17 protein-coding genes and 18 tRNA genes are annotated in these 20353 nt (G+C 35.6%); 3 read left to right on the forward strand and 32 right to left on the reverse strand.

Annotated features, from left to right (window positions below):
- Nucleotides 1–303: 303 nt before the first annotated feature.
- Complete coding sequence (locus DD829_RS19440; protein WP_108410442.1) at nucleotides 304–1842, reverse strand: SulP family inorganic anion transporter; 1539 nt, start codon at nucleotides 1840–1842, stop codon at nucleotides 304–306.
- 777 nt (nucleotides 1843–2619) lie between these two features.
- Here DD829_RS19440 and DD829_RS19445 point away from each other — a divergent pair.
- Both DD829_RS19445 and DD829_RS19450 read left to right on the forward strand, forming a co-directional pair.
- Entirely contained in the window at nucleotides 2620–3036 is a 417-nt protein-coding gene (locus tag DD829_RS19445) for a transposase (protein ID WP_076392800.1), read from the forward strand.
- 11 nt (nucleotides 3037–3047) lie between these two features.
- Nucleotides 3048–3392, forward strand: a complete 345-nt coding sequence (locus tag DD829_RS19450) for a hypothetical protein (protein WP_076393123.1) — start codon at nucleotides 3048–3050, stop codon at nucleotides 3390–3392.
- 1803 nt (nucleotides 3393–5195) lie between these two features.
- Here the strand turns inward: DD829_RS19450 and DD829_RS19455 are convergent.
- The 3 genes from DD829_RS19455 to DD829_RS19465 form a co-directional block, all read right to left on the reverse strand.
- A complete protein-coding gene (locus DD829_RS19455) occupies nucleotides 5196–5423 on the reverse strand; it encodes a phosphate ABC transporter substrate-binding protein (protein WP_108410745.1) in 228 nt (75 codons plus the stop codon).
- 125 nt (nucleotides 5424–5548) lie between these two features.
- Nucleotides 5549–6076, reverse strand: coding sequence for a DUF6584 family protein (locus DD829_RS19460; RefSeq protein ID WP_108410746.1), 528 nt, complete (start codon nucleotides 6074–6076; stop codon nucleotides 5549–5551).
- Nucleotides 6077–6570: 494 nt separating this feature from the next.
- A complete protein-coding gene (locus tag DD829_RS19465; RefSeq protein WP_108410752.1) occupies nucleotides 6571–8088 on the reverse strand; it encodes a TROVE domain-containing protein in 1518 nt (505 codons plus the stop codon).
- A gap of 305 nt (nucleotides 8089–8393) precedes the next feature.
- Here DD829_RS19465 and DD829_RS19470 point away from each other — a divergent pair, with 305 nt between their 5' ends.
- Entirely contained in the window at nucleotides 8394–8840 is a 447-nt protein-coding gene (locus tag DD829_RS19470; protein ID WP_108410747.1) for a VOC family protein, read from the forward strand.
- A gap of 63 nt (nucleotides 8841–8903) precedes the next feature.
- Here DD829_RS19470 and DD829_RS19475 read toward each other — a convergent pair whose 3' ends face one another.
- From DD829_RS19475 to DD829_RS23840, 28 genes are all read right to left on the reverse strand, one after another.
- Nucleotides 8904–9455 carry a 3'-5' exonuclease gene (locus DD829_RS19475; protein ID WP_108410748.1) on the reverse strand — a complete coding sequence of 184 codons (552 nt, stop codon included), beginning with the start codon at nucleotides 9453–9455 and terminating at the stop codon, nucleotides 8904–8906.
- A 103-nt stretch (nucleotides 9456–9558) separates the two neighbouring features.
- Nucleotides 9559–10122 (reverse strand): metallophosphoesterase, encoded by a 564-nt coding sequence (locus tag DD829_RS19480; protein WP_050379213.1) that lies wholly within the window; start codon nucleotides 10120–10122, stop codon nucleotides 9559–9561.
- A 196-nt stretch (nucleotides 10123–10318) separates the two neighbouring features.
- The gene (locus DD829_RS19485) at nucleotides 10319–11188 is read right to left on the reverse strand and encodes a nucleoside hydrolase (protein WP_108410749.1); all 870 of its coding nucleotides are present in this window, start codon (nucleotides 11186–11188) and stop codon (nucleotides 10319–10321) included.
- A 45-nt stretch (nucleotides 11189–11233) separates the two neighbouring features.
- Entirely contained in the window at nucleotides 11234–12178 is a 945-nt protein-coding gene (locus tag DD829_RS19490; protein WP_108410750.1) for an MBL fold metallo-hydrolase, read from the reverse strand.
- Between the two features lie 199 nt (nucleotides 12179–12377).
- The gene (locus DD829_RS19495; RefSeq protein WP_116548077.1) at nucleotides 12378–13394 is read right to left on the reverse strand and encodes an RNA ligase, Rnl2 family; all 1017 of its coding nucleotides are present in this window, start codon (nucleotides 13392–13394) and stop codon (nucleotides 12378–12380) included.
- 137 nt (nucleotides 13395–13531) lie between these two features.
- Complete coding sequence (locus tag DD829_RS19500; protein WP_116548078.1) at nucleotides 13532–14095, reverse strand: DinB family protein; 564 nt, start codon at nucleotides 14093–14095, stop codon at nucleotides 13532–13534.
- Complete coding sequence (locus DD829_RS19505) at nucleotides 14089–14460, reverse strand: cyclic-phosphate processing receiver domain-containing protein (RefSeq protein WP_116548079.1); 372 nt, start codon at nucleotides 14458–14460, stop codon at nucleotides 14089–14091. Before DD829_RS19505 ends, DD829_RS19500 begins: the two co-directional genes overlap by 7 nt.
- Before the next feature lie 10 nt (nucleotides 14461–14470).
- Nucleotides 14471–15247 (reverse strand): ATP-grasp domain-containing protein, encoded by a 777-nt coding sequence (locus DD829_RS19510; RefSeq protein ID WP_108409705.1) that lies wholly within the window; start codon nucleotides 15245–15247, stop codon nucleotides 14471–14473.
- Nucleotides 15248–15270: 23 nt separating this feature from the next.
- Complete coding sequence (locus DD829_RS19515) at nucleotides 15271–16083, reverse strand: RimK family alpha-L-glutamate ligase (protein ID WP_108409707.1); 813 nt, start codon at nucleotides 16081–16083, stop codon at nucleotides 15271–15273.
- Between the two features lie 100 nt (nucleotides 16084–16183).
- Nucleotides 16184–16669 (reverse strand): ribonuclease H-like YkuK family protein, encoded by a 486-nt coding sequence (locus DD829_RS19520; RefSeq protein ID WP_108409706.1) that lies wholly within the window; start codon nucleotides 16667–16669, stop codon nucleotides 16184–16186.
- A 173-nt stretch (nucleotides 16670–16842) separates the two neighbouring features.
- Nucleotides 16843–16915, reverse strand: a tRNA-Gln gene (locus DD829_RS19525).
- An 88-nt stretch (nucleotides 16916–17003) separates the two neighbouring features.
- Nucleotides 17004–17076: transfer RNA gene (locus tag DD829_RS19530), tRNA-Phe, on the reverse strand.
- A 90-nt stretch (nucleotides 17077–17166) separates the two neighbouring features.
- Nucleotides 17167–17240, reverse strand: a tRNA-Leu gene (locus tag DD829_RS19535).
- Between the two features lie 312 nt (nucleotides 17241–17552).
- Nucleotides 17553–17625: transfer RNA gene (locus DD829_RS19540), tRNA-Glu, on the reverse strand.
- 160 nt (nucleotides 17626–17785) lie between these two features.
- A tRNA-Tyr gene (locus DD829_RS19545) sits at nucleotides 17786–17872 on the reverse strand.
- Between the two features lie 174 nt (nucleotides 17873–18046).
- Nucleotides 18047–18128 (reverse strand) — tRNA-Cys (locus DD829_RS23825).
- A gap of 388 nt (nucleotides 18129–18516) precedes the next feature.
- Nucleotides 18517–18590, reverse strand: a tRNA-Met gene (locus tag DD829_RS19550).
- Nucleotides 18591–18690: 100 nt separating this feature from the next.
- A tRNA-Met gene (locus DD829_RS19555) sits at nucleotides 18691–18764 on the reverse strand.
- Nucleotides 18765–18863: 99 nt separating this feature from the next.
- Nucleotides 18864–18937 (reverse strand) — tRNA-Met (locus DD829_RS19560).
- Nucleotides 18938–19036: 99 nt separating this feature from the next.
- Nucleotides 19037–19108: transfer RNA gene (locus tag DD829_RS19565), tRNA-Glu, on the reverse strand.
- A 6-nt stretch (nucleotides 19109–19114) separates the two neighbouring features.
- Nucleotides 19115–19186, reverse strand: a tRNA-Pro gene (locus DD829_RS19570).
- Nucleotides 19187–19254: 68 nt separating this feature from the next.
- Nucleotides 19255–19326, reverse strand: a tRNA-Asp gene (locus tag DD829_RS23830).
- A gap of 5 nt (nucleotides 19327–19331) precedes the next feature.
- A tRNA-Asn gene (locus DD829_RS23835) sits at nucleotides 19332–19416 on the reverse strand.
- A gap of 5 nt (nucleotides 19417–19421) precedes the next feature.
- A tRNA-Arg gene (locus DD829_RS19575) sits at nucleotides 19422–19495 on the reverse strand.
- A 91-nt stretch (nucleotides 19496–19586) separates the two neighbouring features.
- Nucleotides 19587–19660, reverse strand: a tRNA-Ile gene (locus tag DD829_RS19580).
- A gap of 104 nt (nucleotides 19661–19764) precedes the next feature.
- Nucleotides 19765–19838, reverse strand: a tRNA-Arg gene (locus tag DD829_RS19585).
- A gap of 108 nt (nucleotides 19839–19946) precedes the next feature.
- Nucleotides 19947–20005: transfer RNA gene (locus DD829_RS19590), tRNA-His, on the reverse strand.
- A 109-nt stretch (nucleotides 20006–20114) separates the two neighbouring features.
- Nucleotides 20115–20187 (reverse strand) — tRNA-His (locus DD829_RS23840).
- Nucleotides 20188–20353: the final 166 nt, after the last annotated feature.

Consider the following 20353-nt stretch of genomic DNA (forward strand, 5'->3'; position numbering starts at 1 on the left):
TGGGTTATTGAGGTGAATTATCAATAATGAATTGTTTTTTTCTCCCACTGATTTTGCAGATTATGCAGATTTTTATTCTCCACAGATGTTTGCATGAATTTTAAATTTCCATCATCGCGTTTCCAGTTTATCCAAAATTTTATTTTCCACAGATTACACAGATTTTTTCAGATGTTTGCGGAGTATTTCTAAACTTCCATCATCGCACTTCCATCTTCCACCTCCATCTTCCATCTTCTGTTTTCCAGCCTCAAAACCTTCTCAAACACACAAACTCTACAACCCTCCTGCTCAAAAACCCTCCTACTTCTCCGGCATCACTTTATACGTCGGATCATCCTGAATATTCACTTCAATTACAGCTTCTGCGTTTTTCAGCATTTTGCGGCAGTCTTCACTTAGGTGTCTTAAATGAAGTTTTTTATTTTGTTGCGTATATTTTTTGGAGAGTTTATCTAAAGCGTCAATTGCACTCATATCTACAATACGGCTTTCTTTAAAATCGATGACTACCTGATCCGGATCATTTACAGGATCAAACTTATCAATAAATGTTGTAACCGAGCCAAAGAATAGCGGTCCTGAAATCTGATAATATTTAACCCCATTTTCATCCGTCAATTTTCTGGCACGGATTCTTTTCGCATTGTCCCATGCAAAAACGAGAGCAGAAATGATCACCCCTACCAAAACCGCCAAAGCCAGATTGTGAAGAATAATGGTAATTAAGGCTACTGTAATTCCGACAAAAATATCGGATTTCGGCATCTTGTTAATGATGCTTATGGAAACCCACTGAAAGGTACTGATCGCAACCATCATCATGACACCAACCAAAGCTGCCATCGGAATTTTTTCAATAAACGGGGCTCCGACTAAAATAATAATTAAGATCGTGAGGGAAGCAATGATTCCGGAAAGTCTGGCTCTGGAACCGGCATTCAGATTCACTAAAGTCTGGGCAACCATTGCACAGCCTCCCATTCCTCCGAAAAAACCGTTGGTAACGTTGGCTAAACCTTGCGCTACGGCTTCTTTATTGGTGTTTCCTTTTGAATTGGTAATTTCATCCACCATGGATAAAGTCAGCAAAGATTCAATTAAACCGACTCCTGCCATAATTAAAGCATAAGGAAAAATAATCTTTAAGGTTTCTAATGAAAAAGGTATTTCCGGAATATGGAAACTGGGCAAATTTCCGCTGATGCGGGCAATATCCGAAACAGTTTTTGTATGAATTCCGAAACCAACAACCACTCCGAAAACAATTAAAATAGCAATTAAAGAAGAAGGAACTACTTTGGTGATTTTAGGGAAAAAGTAAACGATGGCGATCGTCAAAGCCGTTAAACCCAACATAATATATAAGGAACAACCCTGCAGCCAAGTCACAACACCGTTTGCATCGGTAATTTTAAACTGTTCTACCTGTGCCATGAAAATGATAACAGCAAGACCGTTCAGGAAACCGTACATTACAGGTTGCGGAATCAATCTCACAAATTTTCCGAGTCTGAAAATTCCGACCAGCATCTGAAAAACTCCGGCTAAAGCTACAGTTGCAAATAAATATTCTACGCCGTGAGTTTTGATGAGTGCAATTAAAACAACGATGGTTGCTCCAGCTCCACCGGAAACCATTCCGGGACGGCCTCCGAAAATGGCGGTTACCAATCCCATCATAAAAGCGGCATATAATCCCGTTAAAGGAGAAAGTCCGGCAAGAATGGCAAATGAAAGAGATTCGGGAATCATGGTCATCGCCACCGTAAATCCGGCAAGAAGTTCGTTTTTGAAATTGATTTTTTGTGAAAAGTCAAAAAGTTTAAGAGAATTTTCCATTGGAAAAATAAGTGTAAGGATTTAATAATAATTTTAAAAATAAAGATTTCTGTTTTCTATTCTTTGAAAACAGCTTTATAAAATCCTTAAGGCGGTGTAACTTCCGATGAAGTTTTTCTTTTTACTTTCATAATGGCAACAAAGATATTGACTAGAAATTTCTCAGACAATTTTTGCAGCAGCTTCTTTAAATATTTCACAATATGTTTCCGTTTAAATTATGGTCTCTTCAAATATTACGGAATATATTATTTCACTACACCTACCACATATTTAATTAAATTTTAACTAAAAACAGTATTTCATAAAATTTTATCCCTCATTTTTTTGGACTAAATCCAAATTTTTCTATATTTGATTTCAGAGAAGTTAGTATTTTTTCTAAATATTTAATTCAATTATTGATGATTAATTAAATACAGAAAGAAAATTATCTTAAAATTATTAAAAAAGAGTATTTACATGACGATATTGTAATGGAAATGGTATTGGTGCTTACAGAAAAGTCCGGAATATTGAAGCTTACTGACTGAAGTAATGGGGATCTGAAATACATGATGGTGCTGCAACATAAAAAAGCATGAATTCTTTATTTACATTTCTATATCTGCTATTTACAGTAAATTCGATCTAAAGTCTTTTAGTGTAAATAAATATTCCGCCAATTATAAAAACAGGCATAACATAATAAATCGTGCTAAAGTTTTTATATTTTTTCATTATTTTATAATTTCGGACTGCAAATTGCTTATTAATCACTAAGGCTTAAAAACACCTATGCTATACAAAGACATACATATAGGACAATTTATTAAAGAAAGAGCTAACGAACTGGAAGTTAGCAAAGAAAGAATGTGCAGTTTTCTTAAAAAAGACGAGGAAGCTATTGATAAAATTTTCGAAAGTGCATCAGTAGAAACAGATCTTTTATTAAGATGCTCTAAACTTCTGGAATATGATTTTTTCAGAATTTACAGTTCACACCTTATTTTATACGCTCCTCCTTCTGCTGTTGATAAGGTGAAGAATCCGAAATCGGATAAGATTCCTTATTTCCGAAAAAACATTTATACTCAAGAGATCAAAGAATTTATAATCGGAAAGATACAATCCGGAGAGATGACTCACAACGAAATCATCCAGGAGTATTCTATTCCTAAAAGTACGCTTCACAGATGGCTGCAAAAAATTTAAAAAAACATCCTATGCGTCCAAATTACACGAAGATCTATCAGGATATGCTTAAAGAAAAAGATCCTGATAAACTGAACGACCCCAAAGTTCAGCGTCTGATAAAAAATTTAAAAACCACTGAAGATGTTTTGAATTTTAACGAACTGGTTTTCAAGCAATCAAAAGAAAGTCTTGAGAAAAATCAGAAACTGAAGACTTATGATAAAAAAACGATGCTGAAACTTTTGCAATATCAAAACAAGCATAATTTTTCTACAAATTATATGTCGAAAAAGTATAAAATCAGCAGAACTACCATTGCGAAATGGAAAAAAACGTTTGAAGAGGAGTACGAAAAAATTACTTCAAAAAACTGATTTAAAAATAAAAAATCCGAAAAGCATACTGTTTTTCGGATTTTTAATATAAAGATTACCAACGGGAAAAGAAAAGCGGGGCATCGTTCTGCCGGAGTCGAACCGGATAATCTTGCCGGAACAGCCGACTTCATTATTCCTCCCCTTCGATTGGTGACGAAGTATCTTTTCTCTACGACACTTTATATTTTAAAACAAGGCAACAACCAGAAAGTGCAATGTCGTGCTCTAACCAACTGAGCTACTTTTCCTATTTTAATTTTGTGTTTTTTTAAACTGTGGAAAAGGCGGGACTCGAACCCGCGACCCCGTCGTAATGAGCGAAGTAACACTATTCTACGGCACTTGTATATTATAAAAACAGATAAGGTAAAAGGCGAAAAAGGTATTTTTGCTCTTATGAGCGCCGCTCTTACCCGATTTGGGCAGGGAGCCGGCAATTCTACATCTGCGAGAGACTTGCGCTTTCTTTCGAAAACTTTTGCCCAGTTGGTTTTCAACCCAACCTCACCAGTTCGGTCGCCCGAATTACGCTACCTTAGGACCGTTATAGTTACGAAGTAACCTTTCTCTACGACACTTATCTGTAAGTTTTTAAAATTAAAAAAGAGGCAAAAGACGAGAAAACTCTTTATTATAAATCATTTTCAGATTTATTCTGGAGTCGAACCAACATCATTAAGATTAACCGAAGTAAGTTTTCTCTAACGGCACTCTTTATTTTATCAAGGTAAATTTCGTACAGATATTTCTCCGGCGTCCTTACTCAAATTAGACGACAGTTTTTTATTTACTGACAGGCATCGAACCTGTATTTCCGGTTTGGAACGAAGTATTTCTGTACTACGACACCCGATATTTTTAAATTTTCAATAAAAAAGGCAAAAGGCGAAAAGACAGACATGCACCTGATCCCTACTGTTATTCAGGAAATTGCACTTTGCTTAGATTTTGAAGTCTAAATTCTAACTCGAAGTAAGCCTTTTCTACGGCACTCTTTTGTTTTTTAAATCAAGGTAATAATGTGAGAATCTTTCAGTGCTTTTGCTCTACCGTCTGAGCTACATCTCGTTTACAACAGAGAAGGCAGGAATCGAACCTGCGACCCAAAGATTAAATATCGAAGTATGATTCTGAAACGACACTTGATTTTTTATGTTTTTAAATAGTTTTCTTAAAAATTACAAGGCAAACAGTGATAAAAGCTGTCTTAAAAACCGTCTAGCCACTCGACCACACCTTTCGGCGAAAGGATTGACTCCGTCGAATCTTCGATTTCGAACCTCTGTACAAATCGAAGTAACTTTTATCTACGGCACTTGTAAGTAATTTTAAAATCGAGCAAAATTTTGAAAGAGACTTTTTCAGTTTGGATTCGAAGGAACTCTTTCTTACGGCATCGATTATTTTTTAAGTTTTTATGGTTATTGTTTTTGTTACTGCAAAATTACTCAATTGGTACGCAATATTTTTACGCAGTTAAAATTATTTTAAAAAAAAACCAAGTAACAGGGTATAAGAGTTTTTGATATCAATTCAAATTTTAAGTAAGACGATGGAACTCTTATGATGACGACATTGGTTGTTTAAAACCGGGCAATGTAACGAAAAGACTCTTGTTCAAGTGAAAATCGAAGGATTTCTTTTCTTACGGCACCGGTAATTTTTTTTAAGTAAGGTGAAAAATCAAACAGAATTTTTTATTGTTGCGTGTTTCTTTTTACACCATTCCGAATTACGGAAACAGGATTTTTACCTGCAATACAACTCTGCTCAGTACGAAGTAATTCTGTTTTACGACACTTACTTTTTAGTTTTCCATTGGGTTTTTCTGTATTTTTTCCAATTTCTCTGAAACTTAATTTCTTTTGAATTAATGGTTTCATAACCATGTGGAAAACAATAAGAACACCCCATTTCATTTCCATATAAAATTCTGGAAATCTGCACATTTGAAATTTTCTTCGGAAAATCAATTAATTCACATTCGTTGATTCCGAAAGATTTTTTAAATGTTTTAAATTTTTTCATAAGTATTGAGTATTTAACCTCAATACAGTGTTCCTTTAAGCCATTTTTTATAGTAATTCATGGTTATCTGTTTTTGTTGATGCAAAGTTATTGTCTTAGTACGCATTCTTTTTACGCAGTTAAATTTATTTTGAAAATATTGACCCGATAATCTCTCCCAGCTTAACAAGTCCTAAAAATGGAAGTAAAATAATTCCTCCAATGAGCAAATAAAATCCTACATTACTAAAAAAGCTATCTTTAGATTCCGTATAATTTCCTTTTTCTCTTTGCTTTCTTTTAAAATCAGGAATATGCTTTGTTTTCTTAAAACTGTCAGTTTCCAGTTCCTTCAGAATATTTTTTGCGTATTCCGAAAGCTGAGTTTTATCTCCCCGAAAAACGATATCTTTTAAAATAGCATTTCCGGAATTGCTTAATGAATTCCTGTACATTTCAACTGCTTCTTTCATTTCGAAATTCTGAGGTTCAGATAAGATCCAAAACTTTCCGGCTTCATCTTTAAACCCTGAATCATAATAAATCTGAGCCAGTTTCTCTCTCAAAGAAAGATCATCGGGAAATTCATTGATCAGATTTCGAAGTCTGTCGCAGGCTTTTTTCTTTCTTCCCGCCTTAAGATCCTGTTCAATTCTGTAAAAAATAGTTCCCATTATTTATAATTATTCATTTGTTCGTTTTGCCTTGAAGCAAAAGAACCAAAAGGTTCAAGACTTGGAAATTCCGGCTAAAAATAATCTATACGCTCTAAAAATTCTAAAACTTGCGCGAATTTATTATTTGTTCTTCGGTTCTGAATTTGTGTCGCGCTTCAAACAGTAGAATTTTCTTAACGTTCGTATAGCTTATTTTCTTTACGCCTCCATTTCCTAAGTCGGTTTTTTACTATTACTCTTTTTTGTCATTGCGAGGAGCGTAGCGACGAAGCAATCTCTAAAAATATTGATTGAGATTCTTCACTTCACTACTGAATTACATTTGTATACCTGAATAAAAAACTGACTGCTAATTAAAGCATTATATTTTCCTAGCCCCGATTGCAACGACATCCTTTTGTGTAGCAAAGCGGAACAAAAGATATAGTGAAAAGCGGGATTAAGCTCCTGAAAACAATAATTATTAGTCTTATTTTTAAAAGCAGTGCCTTTTACAGCACTACTTTTTTAATCATTTCCACGGCAGATTTTTTGTCTTCCAAAGCATTCAGTACGTCGAAAATTTTGTCGGACCAACCTGCGATAAGGTATACATCGTTTTGTCTGATATCCAAAGGCTGTCTTCCGTAACCCGCCAAGTCAAAAATATACAATTTTGCAGTTGGGTGAAAACTTTTGTATTGATTCCATGAATCTTCGAAAGAATTTCGGGTTCCGTTGCTGTTCCACAATTGGGTATCGGTGAAAATCATTACTTTATCCACTTTTTCGCGTCTGTTCAGCAAATCTTCGATGACAAGATAACCGTTGGTAGAGTAACCTACTTCGCCTTCTCTTTTGTAGAATGCATCCACGTTTCTCAGAATACCGTTTTTAGGCATCGGAACTCTTTTCCAGGTGTCACCGAACATACCTGAAATTACATTTTTGCACTGTGACTGCAACATCATCGACATCAGCAAACCAATATCGTACAACAAAACTTTAGATTTCGGAGAAACCGGCTGTTGCATCGAACCTGAAACGTCTGCCGCGATCACCACCGAGGTATCAAAACCAAAACCTTTGATATTTTTGGCACTCACCAAAACCGCATCTTCCAATGCTTCGAGAATTGATGACAGATAAGGTGATTTCATACTTTTCAGTTCTCTGTACGCCGACAAGAATCTGAAAGGCAATTGTTTTGAATTTCTCACGGCTTTTTCATCCGAAAGATAGCTGCAAACTTTCTGCATCGCATCCGGAGAAACGTTGGCTTCCAGAATATTTCTGAGGTTTCGCAAAGTTGCCATATAGCCCAGTTTGTTGCTGAAAATCAGTTCTTCCCATTTGTTTTTGAAGGCGGCTTTTTTTTCGGCATCATCAGCAAATTTTGTCTGTCCCAAAACGGAAAGTTCTACTTCCCAAGTGTAAGGCGTTTCCAACGAATCGTTGACGATTTTGTTGAAAATTACCTGTTGGTTTTCATCTTTTGCTTTCGGGTGAACCAGGAACAAGGCATCTTTCAGGGTAACTTCCGCTTTTCTGTTGTATTTTGCGAACTGGTATTCATCAAATTTATTGAATGATTTTACCAGACCTTTTTGAATTTGCTTTGACAGTTTGTTGAGTTTTTTAAGATCTGTTCTTTCGTTTGCCAATTGGTAATATGCCAAAAGTTCAGTAATTTCATCCGCTCTCTGGATCACGCCGTCGATGGTTCTGCTTACCAGGTCTGTACCTGAAGTCTGCTTTGCCAATTCGGTCGTCAAAACCAACGGAATAGAACGCAGATACATATCTTTTCTTGCGTAAACCGCCAGTTTTGCCACGAATTCCGGATCATTTTTCTGAATCAGGGACTGAATTCTTGTGAGTCTTTCATTTCCTTTTTCATAGGTTGTATTGGATAATCCTGTTGTAACAACAGCACTGTACAATTCTTCTGCAGGTGTCATCGTGTAAGCTTTTGCACCTTCGTAGTTCGTTACTACTTTATTCTCTTTTCTTAAAAAATTAAATTTCATGGTTACTGTTTTTTTGTTAAACATTTCAGAGGATTATCACTTTCTCCCTGATTTCTGATGCAAAGTAAGGATGCTACTGCGCAGTGTTTTTGCGTAGTATAATTTTTTTGAAAAAAAATTTTATTTAAACACTAATTACACGGATTCTTGCACTAATAACAACAATCTTCCTTGTGAAATTTGTGAAAAAATTTGTGGTATTTGTGTTTAGAAAAAATCTATCATTAATTTTATATAAAGGAATTAATAATGGAGAGTTTTTGGAAATACGTTTTCTAGCTTTGTTTCATTAAAATTTTAAACTTATGATTAAAGGATTGTACGAGACTCATGTTCAGGTGAGTGATCTGGAAAATGCAATAAAATTCTATACTGAAGTTTTGGGATTGGAATTTGCCCATAAAGAAGAAAACCGAAGAATTGCATTTTTGTGGATCGGAAAAAACAAGGAATCCATGTTGGGATTATGGGAGCAGAAGGAAAATCTTCAAACAAGGCATTTTGCTTTTACCGCCAACAAAGAAGATATTCTGAATTATTCTGTAGAATTTCTGAAAAATAAAAACCTGAAACCTTATAATTTTCTGAAAGACGGCATTGAAAAGCCAATGGTTTTTGCATGGATGCCTGCTTTAGCCATTTATTTTAATGATCCGGATGGAAATCATCTGGAATTTATCTCGGTTTTGGAGGGTGACGGAAAACCTGAATTGGGTGTGCTTTCTTATGAGGAGTGGATGGAAAGGAAATAAAAAAACTCCCTTTTTGAAAGGAAGTCATCATTACATTTTTAAATTGCTGAATTAATTGATACATTAGTATTGCTGCAAACACCAATGCAAAATTTTCGCAATATTTTTAGCATCATCTATACCTCTGTGATGCGTTCCTTCAAGTGTAAGATTCAGTTCGCCTAAAGCTCTTGCCATTCCGACGCTTTTACGAATCGTGGGATGCAGTTCTCCGAATAAGGTTTTCACATTGATGTGGTCATCGCTCAAAGGATAATCTACATTGAATCTTCTTGCCTGATTTTGCAGCATATTCAGATCATAGTTTCCGTAACTTGCCCAGGTCAGATCTTCGGAATCGTATTCTGCTCTAAGAATATCTAATGCGTCTTCCAGCAAAATGCCATCGTCATCAAGCATCTGCTTTGTAATGGAAGTAAGTTCCGTACAGAACGGACTTACTTTCGAATATTGAGGTTTTACTAAAATCCCCTCATTTTTGGAAATTTTTCCGGTTTTTGCATCCATGATGCACACTCCGATTTCTATGATTTCACTTTCCTGTCCTCTCGGCGGTCGGTCTTCCCAACACGTGGCTTCGAGGTCTATAATTAATATGTTTTCTGTTGTTTTCATTGTTGTAATATTTAATTGTTAAAGGTTGGAAGATGGATGCGGGAAGATGGAAGTTTCACACTATGAAAATACTTCCAGACTCCAGCTTCAGACTCCCAACTTTCTAATTTCTCGGTGCAAACGGCGGTGTCCATTTTTTCCTTTTCATGATTTCCTTTACTTCTTCGTAAGAAACCGGATAAAAATTATGACAATCCACTCCTACATCGAAGCTCAGAGCCATTTCATCGTCGGGTAATGTTCCGTGCGAATGTCCGTAGAGCTGCCAAACGCCGCGGTGCGAACCGTTCCATGTTCTCATGGCGTAATGAAAGAGGATGATCTTCTGTTTGCCGTTGCTGTTTTCAGGCTCATCAATTTTCAGTTCGTGATAATCTCTGATGGAAGCAAATCGTTTTGGATACGTCAATGCGGCACCTTCATGATTTCCTTTTATCAAATGAATGTTTCCGTTTAACCGATCCAGAATTTCTTTCGTGAAATCCGGTTTGCCTAAACTGACATCTCCTAAATGATAAACGGTGTCATCTTTACCTATTTTCTCATTCCATCTTTTGATGAGTTCTTCGTTCATCTGTTCCAAAGACTCAAAAGGTCTTTCAGAGAATTTTATAATGTTTTCATGACCAAAATGATGGTCTGCTGTAAAAAATATGTTTGGTTTCATTTTTTTAATTGTTTGTTTTTTAACTACAATATTTCACTATTTCCTCTGTCATTCTGAACGGAACGAAGTGGAGTGAAGAATCTCTAAAATCTTTATGTGAGATTCTCTGAACTTCGTTCGCATCCCTTCAGGCTGTGTCAGAATGACAACTTAATGCATAAATTTTGTAATTTTAGTTCAATAAATATTTAATTCGTTAAGGTTTCATCACCATCCACAGATCTTTGAAATCCGGAATATGAGTTGTAATCAATGATGAGTTGTGTCCGGAGCTTTCTTTTACTTCGCGCGAACCCCACTCACCACGCTGTCTGTAAGGAATTACTTCTGCCCAGACTGCTTTTGTCGGATCTATCGCCAATAAAGCTGCCACAGTATCATGAAGTGCCTTTTCTTTGAGTTCCACTGCTTTAAGAAACAGCTTCAATCCTTTATTTTCATTTCGAAACGGGATCAGCATTTCGGCATCTTTCTTTGTAAAAACAGCAGCATGACAAACATTTTTACTGATCATCCGTCTCTCAGTCATTGGGATTGAAAGCAGCTTTTCTGCAGCTAATGGATTTCCGTTCAGATTGAATGTCGCACAGGTAAGTTTTCCATCAAATTTTTCCAGTCGATGTTCTTTTGGGACAATATTATCGCCTGCAAAACCGCCCTGACAAAACCAGCGATCAAAGAAAACTCCGGTTTCCCACAATGAATGCGGATTTGTATGTGCTGCTCCCGTCAATAAAGTACAATCTGGAAATTGATGAAGTGTTTCATTCATAACGTTTGCTGCGGTATCATCCGCTTCTGATTCCTCAAATTTTCCGATCCAGTCTCGGTAAAAATCCGAAACACGACTCGCCGAAGATTTTGGAGTTCCTGCGCCGACGCGGACATCTTCCCTATCCAGAATTTGCAGAACACGTTTTACAAATCCTATCTGATCTTTTCCTCCCGGATGTATGGATACGCTTGCGAGATGAACCTTGGGATGCGTTGCCAAAACAGCCAACGTCATCGAATCATCAGGATCAGCCGTTTCCATATCGAAATGAAAAGGTAATTTATTTTGCATGATTATTTTTAGTTTTTTAAATTTTAATTGAATAAATAGTTTTAATTAATTTCCCTGAAATGCTTTATAAAAAGCGGTTTCAATTTCCAGTTGATCGCTTTCGACATATCTTCTTGAAAAGTGAATCGGAATGGCTTCTTTCACTTCACATTCTTTCATGATTTTACCGGATGCAGAAGCAAAACTGTGATAGTTGATCTTCGCAAATTCCTGATCTTCATCTTTGTAGAATGTTTCGATGTACACCATATCCGCTTCTCTGAAAACTGTTTTTATCTTTTCATAATTGTCTTCGCAGACCGCGTGATCCATGATTACGCCTAATTTATATCCTTTGTTTCGAGTCAGAAAGTGAAATAAATCGGATGCTTTATAAACCGTTCCTTCAATTTCAATTTCTTTTTCGGAATCGTTGTTTTCAAAGGCTTTCTTCAATTCGCTGATCCATTTTCCTTTTTTGAATTCTAAACCGTTTTCATTAAAAGTAACCGAATCTTTTTCTCTGAATAAATAGGCGATGGAATCTGTTTTGTGATCCAAAATTGCAAAATCAACATTTACATATTCGTCTTCAAAAAGGAAATGCTGAGTTTCTATCAATTCCAGATTCCAATGTGGAGGACGAATTTTGTAGAAATTAATTTCTTCTTTTGAAACGATTTCTCTAATCTCATATTCAATCGCATTTTCATCAATTAAATTCCAAGTGTAAGATTTTAATCTTGCTTCAATTTGCTGATGAATATTTTTCGGTCCGCAAATCACGATTTTTTCTCCGCTTCCAATCTGATGTCTGAAAATGCCGTCAAAATTGGAAAAATGGTCAATGTGAGTATGACTGATGAATATCGCTGAAACCGACTGTACTTCTTTTACCGTCAGTAAACTCGCTTCACCACAATCACACAGATAATGTTTTGCTGAATTCGGGACTTTTATTAATATACTGATGTCTTCTTTTAATAGACTTTTTATTTCTGCCTGTACCATTTTTTTAAATTTTATCAACTATAAAGCTTTACACTCAGTTTGTCATTCCGTAGGAATCTAAGTGTATAATTTTTTATTATTTCTACAAACTTTGCTTAGATTCCTACGGAATGACAAGGAGTGCGTTTAATAATAAAATATTTTAACTTTTATAGCTCAATTTAACACGTAAAAAGTTCCGGTAAATATATTACCGAAACTACACTTTTAGAGTCATTAACTCTTCTTTTATCACATCAATGACCAAAGAATTCAGTTTTTTATTGATTCTTTTCTGTTCTTCTTTTTCTATGGTGGTAAAAACTTCCGGAAAATCTTTTTCAAAATCTTCTAAAATATCCTGAGCAAAAAGACCGATCACTTTCCCAATCATTTTGGGTTCAAATTCACCAATTTTGCTGACAACGTTGTTTAGCCTGTTTACAGTTGCATATTTTTGGATTTCTTCCCAGATATTCTGAGCTTTTTCACTAAAGCTGATTTGCTTTTGAGCGGTTTTTTCCTGTTTTCTTACCACTTTAGATTTTTCAATCCATTTTTCATTTTTATTTTTCAGGATGACTCTTGAGCCGTTTCCAAAATATCTGGTTTTTAAAGTTTTCACAATGGTTCCTTCACACCTATTGTTCTCGATTTCAGGAAGTCCAAGCCAGCCCGGAATTTTAGAATCGAAAACATTCGGAAACTTCAAAGCATCTTCCAAAGTTCCCTGAAAAAGAATTTTTGCATAGAAAAATCCGGTTTCTTCGAAAATTTCATTCACCATATCAGTATCAAGATAAGTAGTTCCGTTCAGCTTAATGTCGAATGCGTAAAATTCGTTGTGCGGAGCATATTCAATACCTTTCTGCACTTTTACCGCATCTTTTACAGGCTCCACTTCTTTGTGTTTGTAACCACCGCCGAACAATTCACCGTAGATCACAACCGTTTCAACATCCGGGTGAATATTTTTCACTTTTTCGAATACTTCGATGACGTTTTTTCTGTAGCGTTCTAAAATCTGATGTGCGTTGAAGAATTTTTCATCCTTTTCGATGAAAGCAGTTCTTTTGCCGATTTTAATTTCCTTTCCGTCGGTAAAGAAAGAGAAATTAGCTCCGTGAACCTTCTCCTGTACAATGAAAACCTCATCCCAAAAACCCTGAATCCGGATCTGATCGATCACGCGGTTTTGGTAAGCATTTTCTATAGAGTTATATGTTTTGAAAATCATTTTTTTAAGTTTTTAATTTATTTTAACCACAAAAGAGACAAAAGATTTAACACTTTAGGACACTTAAGTTTTTAAAGCTTAACACTTTGAAAATATTAAGTACACATAAGAGAAAATCCTAGATTTTCATTTGTAGTTTAACTTATTTCTAATTCGTTATTCCTCATCTGGGTAACGTGTCTTTGGGCGTGAAGCGACAGGAAATAAATGTATTCATATACATTGATTTTCCCGAGTTCGTTCACCGTCATTGTTGTTTTGCAGAGGAGACCTTCACCGTTTTTCATCAAGTCTAAATAACTTAAACATTGATGATATTGCTGAGTAATTAAATTTCTTATTTCAGTTAAATTTAATTCTCCTTTCGGCTCCATATGCTCTGGTCTTATCCATTCAAAAGCGCCATACGATCCTATTTTTTCAAACTTTTCTTTATCGAAATTGTAATTTTTTATTTCAAGATTCAAATCAAGATTCAGATAATTCCGCATTGCTTTTTTCGATCCTTTTTCAATGAGTATCAACAGATAAAAGTTCGTGAGATAAATGTGTTCCAAAATCTGCTGAACTGTCCAACCTCCATTTGATGGCTGAAAATTCAACGTTTTATTGTCTTTATCAAACCACTTGTCAACCTCATCAAAACTGAATTTCAAATGTGTTTTTATGTCTTCTATCAATCTAAAAATATCCGTTACCATTTTTTAAAGTTTTTTAAAAGGCTTTCAATATTTTGCTTTCCAACAGGATTCATGGAGTGGCAATAGAATTTTGGTAAATCCAAATAGTTATCCATACAATATTCTACCAGCCATTTTGCACAGTCGTAGCCTGTTTTTTCCACAAATTCCTGAGAATCGGGTTTCAAATAATGTTCATCGGCAAGATCGTGGTCAAAAGAGATCATTTCCGGAAGTCCTTTTTCCAAAATCCTGTTGACAAACTGTTCGTAATTCCGAACGATATACCAGTCTTTTCTGAGGAAAATATCCTGTTTGGTATAATGATACGCTTCAACAGGATATCGTATATCATCAAGAAACAGTAATCTTTTTGTTAGTTCCATTGCTTATTTTTTAATTTGAAAAGTAAATATTCAAAGCTTTGATAATACTTTTCACGTTTGTATTCGGATAAAATCCTGAACTGTTGATGCAGTTGATTTCAACAATCTTCCAGCCTTCATCGGTTAAACAAATATCCATTACAAAAGCTTTTTCCAGATTGAAAAGCCGGATCATTTTATTGGCGAAATTCAATCCGTCTTCTGAAACTTTTTCCTCAAAAGGAGCATTATCATTGAATTTATAATATCCGGCATCAATAATTTGTCCGCCAACAATCCAAAGTCTTGCTTCTTTTATTGTTCGTTTTGCTTTGGAAATCTGAACCAAAGAATCTTCTGTAATTCTGTTGTTTTGATTTTGCAATGCTTCAAAAGCAAAATCTTTCCATTCCGTTTCGTTAAAAACTTTTCCAGTAAAAATTTTCGCTTCATTGTAAGGTTTGATGAATTTGAGTTCATCTTTTTTCCAAATCAATTCTTCTGAAATTTTATGAACGGAAACTTTGTGGTTGAGAAGGTTTTCACCATAATATTTGGAATACACTTCATACAAATGATTGCCTCCATAAAAAGAACCGGGAAACCAATCTGTATTTTGCTTTGCCAATCTTGCAATCGTCACCGAACCGTATACGAAAACATCTTTTCTGTCTGTTTCGAAGTCAATTTTTTGTGCGGTTGGAGGAATATTAATTACGCTGTAATCAATATTTAATTCTTCCAAAGCATCAAAAATTCTGTAATGATCGGGATCTAAATATACATTAGCCTGAACTAAAAAATACATAGTTATTTGTTTTTAGGGTTCTTTTATTTGCTTTTTACAATACCCGCCAATTCCAGTTTTGCATCTTCAGGAAATCCTGAAAGTCCGGGAATATCGTTGTATTCTACAATTATTTTTCCTCCGTTTTCTGTTTCCAGAACATCAATCGCCACAATATCTGCTTTGATGTTTTCCTGTAACAGTTTTACTTTTTCTATCCATTCTTTTTCGGGCTCGATGAGTTGATATTGCTGAGTTAAAGAATTGGCTTTCCAATATTTGCCTTTTCTTTTCATTGCCCAGACTTTATCATTGACAGCCAGATAACGGATGTCATATTGATAATCAATAAATTTCTCTGTCGTCACATAATCCTGATGAATAAAGAGTAAATCTTTCAGTTCTTCCCATTGTTCTTCGGTTGAAACCAGACTTTTTCCATATCCATCATGATGATTTCCAACTTTAACCACGAAAGGAAACTGCATTTCCAGATTTTTCAATTGAGTTGTATTGGTTGCGACATTAAAATCAATCACAGGTAATCCAAGCTTTTTCAATCTGTTTAACATGGATAATCTTTCGTAACCTACTAATAATGTTGAAGCGGAATTCACGCATGGAACTCCGGAATATTCAATCAATTCCAAAATATTTCTGTGTTTTGCTTCAGGATTGATCGCTCCCAATCTCCAAAAAATAACATCCGGTTTGCAGACTCCATTCTCATCAATGGCATACAGTTCAGCATTTTTTACGATAAATTCTGAGGTCTGAACTTTCTTCTGAACCACATCAAATCCTGCAAAGTAATCCTTCCAGTATTTTTCACCGTTGATGATTAAAATTGTTTTCATTGTTTTATTTTTTTTTGGATGGAGGCTAGAAGCTGGATGAGGGAGGTAATCGAAGCGTTTTAAACTTCCGTATCCCATCATCCCACTTCCAGCTATTTTATCACACCATCATATCAGCACAATTGGAACTTGCGAAGGCGTAAGGTTTTGCTTTAAACACATATCCCATTCCAAGAATATATCCCATTGCGTCTCTTAAGGCAACATTGGATTTGAAATCCGGATCGGTGTTAATGTCTGCGTGTACCTCCATTTCTACTCCATAAGCATCCAGAACAGCGCAAATAGCATAAGCAATTTCTACGGATTTGTTCACCTCGTTCAGCATACGTTCTTTGATACTGATAGTCTGTATTTCTCTTTCTTTTCTGATAAAGGTAAACGCTCCTTTTCCCTCACGAATAAATACTACTGCCGTAGCATAATTAATGGCATCCCCATATACATGGGAATCTGAACCTACACAAACCTTCAGTCGGTGTCCGTTTGCGTGTTCGCGGATGATGGCTTCTTCTACCAGTTGGGTGATAGAGTTTTGGAAAATTTTTCCTGTCATGTTCTGCCATACTTGTTGTTGCGTTTCCATTTTTTCTACATGTTTTTTGTTTTGTCTTTGTTTAAATATTTGTTTTAACGCAAAGTGCGCTAAGTTTTTTTACCTACTATTTGTTTTTAAGTTCGCAAAGGCGTTTCACTCAGCTAAGAACACAAAGCCTTTTTTAAATTCACTCAAAATTCACAATTGACTATTCATTTTTGTTGATTCATCAGGACTCGAACCTGAACAACAAGAGTCAAAGTCTTGTGTGCTGACCAATTACACTATGAATCAGTTTTATAAGTAATGAGTAATAGATAATTAGTAATTTTTTTGCGCATAATTCATTACTTATTGCACATTACTTATTACTTGTATCTCGCGGAACAGACAGGAATCGAACCTGTACCTTTAGTTTTTCAGACTAACGTGCAGACCTGCTACACCACTCTTCCAATTTTATAGGTAATGAGTAATTGGTAATCAATAATATTTTTTGCCTGCAATTTATTACCCATTGCTTATTACCGATTACTCATATTCTGTACGGGAAGAGGGATTCGAACCCCCAAAACCTTGAGCCTAAATCAAGTGTGTCTGCCAATTCCACCATTCCCGCGGATTTCATTAGTAATCAGTAATTGGTAATCAGTAATAAAAATTATCTTCTATAAATTTATAATTCGTATTAACCTTAAATAATTATTCATTGCTCATTACTTATTACTTATATTTTTAGGTCCGAGAAAAGCCTGTCTATATTTATAAACTATGCCTGTAATGTTTTTTAAAGATCTTCTGCGCTCGACAGACCTTTCTCTTTCCATTTAACCTATTTCTTTGTGAATTGTCAATTGTCAATTTACTTCGTAGTCAATTCTTAAAATTCACTTGCGGAGCAAAACTCACCATTCACCTTTTCACTTTTCTGTACTCTATAAGGGAACCGAACCCTTGTTTTCTGCTCGAAAGGCAGGCGTCCTGAACCGTTAGACGAATAGAGCATTTTTGTTGTGAATTGTTAATAGTCAATTTCTTTGCAGTCATTTTTTAAATTGACAATTGACTATTTACCATTCACTTTTCTTTGACCATCTGACCAGGAGTCGAACCTGAACAACAAGAGTACATTTCCTGCATGCTGCCATTACATTATCAGCGGTGTGGTGGAAGTAGTAGGATTCGAACCTACTCAGCAATGAAGCAACAGATTTACAGTCTGCCCCGACTCTCCAGCTTCGGCGTACTTCCCTTTTTTCATGAGTAATAAGTAATTGGTAATGAGTAATATTTTCCAACTAACTTTTTTAATCTTTAATTTTTGAAGAAAAACAAAGCCTGTCTTAATTTTTAGTTTGATGTAAGAACTTCTGCGCTCGACAAACTTTTTTCTTTCTTCGGAACTAATCTCATTTTAGTTATTTGAGATGGTTATGGGATTCAAACCCACTCAGCTTACGCAACGGTTTTGCAGACCGCCCCGACTCTTCCACTTCGGCGAACCATCGTTTTTATGAGTAATCAGTAATGGGTAATGAGTAATTTCCCAATATTCTGATTATTTTTTTTATTTAAATTTTCATTAAAAAATAAAGTCTGTCTTAATTTTTGTTTGATATAAGAACTTCTGCGCTTTGACAAACTTTATTTTCTCTAAAAATTTATATTATGTCACAACTTTTTTCATCTATTTTCAGTTGAGTTAAGAAAAAGCCTGTCTATATAATATCGTGTTTTTGGCTAAAGATCTTCTGCTCTCGACAAGCTTTTTCTTTTTCTCTTTGAAACAATTAACTTAGTGTGAATTGTGAATAGCCAATTGTCAATTTGCTTTACTTATCAATTTTTAAACTCACTTACGAAGTAAAATTCACTATTTACCATTCACTTTTCTGTAATTTCGGAAGGACTCGAACCTTCAACCTTCGGCTTATGAAACCGATACTCTAATCCATTGAGCTACGAAATCGTTTTTAATTTGGTGAATAGTCAATTGGCAATTTGCTTTGCTTGTCAATTTTTAAATTCACTTACGAAGTAAAATTCACCATTGACCATTCACTTTTCTGTAATTTCGGAAGGACTCGAACCTTCAACCTTCGGCTTATGAAACCGATACTCTAACCTATTGAGCTACGAAATCGTTTTTAATTTGGTGAATAGTCAATTGTCAATCTGATTTGTTCATCAATTTAAAATTCACTTACGAAGTAAAATTCACCATTGACCATTCACTTTTCTGTAATTTCGGAAGGACTCGAACCTTCAACCTTCGGCTTATGAAACCGATACTCTAACCTATTGAGCTACGAAATCGTTTTTTAGTTTGTGAAAAGTCAACTTTCAATTTGCTTTGCTTGTCAATTTTTAAATTCACTTACGAAGTAAAATTCACCATTGACTATTCACTTTTTGCACTCCATAAGGGAATCGAACCCTTGTCGTTCGGTAGAAAGCCGAATGCACTAACCTCTATGCTAATGGAGCAAACTGTCTGGAAAGCAGGGTTCGAACCTGCGACCTCCCGCGTCCAAGGCGGGTAAACAACCACCGTTATCTTTCCAGTTTTGCAGATTCACTTCCATTTTCTTTTCCAGGAGACAGCCGAAGCAGAAGTTTTCCGTGAATCTTTGCGGTCTATGCGAGAATCGAACTCGCAGTACCCGAGAGACAGTCGGGAAGGTTAACCATTACCTCAATAGACCTTTTGCGGAGAGCAAAGGAATCGAACCTTCACTACTGTCGTAGAACTCATTAACAGTAAGCCGCAACAAACCAGTATTTGCCTACTCTCCTTTTGTGATTCCGACAGGATTCGAACCTGTAACCCTGGGTTTAGAAAACCCATGCTCTATCCAATTGAGCTACGGAACCTTAGTATTGTGAATGATCAATCTCCAATGGTCAATTGTCAATTCGCTTTGCTTGTCAATTTTAAATTCACTATTGACTATTCACTTTTTTGTAATCCCAGAAGGATTCGAACCTTCAACCTTCGACGTATCAGGTCGATGCTCCAACCAATTGAGCTATGAGATTGTTTTTTTATGTTGTGAATGGTCAATGATCAATTGGCAATTTGCTTTGCTTGTCAATTTTAAATTCACTTGAAACAAAATTCACATTTGACTATTCACTTTTTGTAATCCCAGAAGGACTCGAACCTTCAACCTTTGGTTTCGTAGACCAACGCTCTATCCAATTGAGCCATGAGATTGTTTTTTTATTTTGTGAATGGTCAATCGTCAATTCGTCTTGCTCGTCAATTTTTAAATTCACTTACGAAGTAAAATTCACCATTGACCATTCACTTTTCTGTAATTTCGGAAGGACTCGAACCTTCAGCCTTTGATTTCATAGACCAACGCTCTATCCAATTGAGCCATGAGATTGTTTTTATATTTTGTGAATGGTCAATCGTCAATTCGTCTTGCTCATCAATTTTTAAATTCACTTACGAAGTAAAATTCACTATTAACTATTCACATTTTTAGGGTATCTCCGGGGATCGAACCCTGTTCTTCGGTGCCACAAACCGACGCTTTACCAAATAAGCTAGAGAAACCATATACCATAAAAAAAGCGCCTCTTTTCGGGAGGCGCTTTATATTTCTGGACGTGTCAGTTCATTAGCTGACCCATTTATATAAGCACCTTTTTCCCACAAATTCACTATCAAGAAGAATAACACAAGCATATCTTTGCCCCATCGGTTCTGTACCGCGTTGTCCT

This window comes from Chryseobacterium sp. HMWF035 (assembly GCF_003094695.1).
GTDB classification, from domain to species: Bacteria; Bacteroidota; Bacteroidia; order Flavobacteriales; family Weeksellaceae; genus Chryseobacterium; species Chryseobacterium gambrini.

What these genes read in the sequence shown, in the direction of transcription:
- DD829_RS19465 (WP_108410752.1), bottom strand. Translation starts at nt 8,088, where the DNA reads ATGAAATTTAATTTTTTAAGAAAAGAGAATAAAGTAGTAACGAACTAC.
- DD829_RS19520 (WP_108409706.1), bottom strand. Translation starts at nt 16,669, where the DNA reads ATGGAAACGCAACAACAAGTATGGCAGAACATGACAGGAAAAATTTTC.
- DD829_RS19460 (WP_108410746.1), bottom strand. Translation starts at nt 6,076, where the DNA reads ATGGGAACTATTTTTTACAGAATTGAACAGGATCTTAAGGCGGGAAGA.
- DD829_RS19490 (WP_108410750.1), bottom strand. Translation starts at nt 12,178, where the DNA reads ATGGTACAGGCAGAAATAAAAAGTCTATTAAAAGAAGACATCAGTATA.
- DD829_RS19515 (WP_108409707.1), bottom strand. Translation starts at nt 16,083, where the DNA reads ATGAAAACAATTTTAATCATCAACGGTGAAAAATACTGGAAGGATTAC.
- DD829_RS19495 (WP_116548077.1), bottom strand. Translation starts at nt 13,394, where the DNA reads ATGATTTTCAAAACATATAACTCTATAGAAAATGCTTACCAAAACCGC.
- DD829_RS19450 (WP_076393123.1), top strand. Translation starts at nt 3,048, where the DNA reads ATGCGTCCAAATTACACGAAGATCTATCAGGATATGCTTAAAGAAAAA.
- DD829_RS19510 (WP_108409705.1), bottom strand. Translation starts at nt 15,247, where the DNA reads ATGTATTTTTTAGTTCAGGCTAATGTATATTTAGATCCCGATCATTAC.
- DD829_RS19485 (WP_108410749.1), bottom strand. Translation starts at nt 11,188, where the DNA reads ATGCAAAATAAATTACCTTTTCATTTCGATATGGAAACGGCTGATCCT.
- DD829_RS19445 (WP_076392800.1), top strand. Translation starts at nt 2,620, where the DNA reads ATGCTATACAAAGACATACATATAGGACAATTTATTAAAGAAAGAGCT.
- DD829_RS19475 (WP_108410748.1), bottom strand. Translation starts at nt 9,455, where the DNA reads ATGAAAACAACAGAAAACATATTAATTATAGACCTCGAAGCCACGTGT.
- DD829_RS19505 (WP_116548079.1), bottom strand. Translation starts at nt 14,460, where the DNA reads ATGGAACTAACAAAAAGATTACTGTTTCTTGATGATATACGATATCCT.
- DD829_RS19470 (WP_108410747.1), top strand. Translation starts at nt 8,394, where the DNA reads ATGATTAAAGGATTGTACGAGACTCATGTTCAGGTGAGTGATCTGGAA.
- DD829_RS19480 (WP_050379213.1), bottom strand. Translation starts at nt 10,122, where the DNA reads ATGAAACCAAACATATTTTTTACAGCAGACCATCATTTTGGTCATGAA.
- DD829_RS19440 (WP_108410442.1), bottom strand. Translation starts at nt 1,842, where the DNA reads ATGGAAAATTCTCTTAAACTTTTTGACTTTTCACAAAAAATCAATTTC.
- DD829_RS19455 (WP_108410745.1), bottom strand. Translation starts at nt 5,423, where the DNA reads ATGAAAAAATTTAAAACATTTAAAAAATCTTTCGGAATCAACGAATGT.
- DD829_RS19500 (WP_116548078.1), bottom strand. Translation starts at nt 14,095, where the DNA reads ATGGTAACGGATATTTTTAGATTGATAGAAGACATAAAAACACATTTG.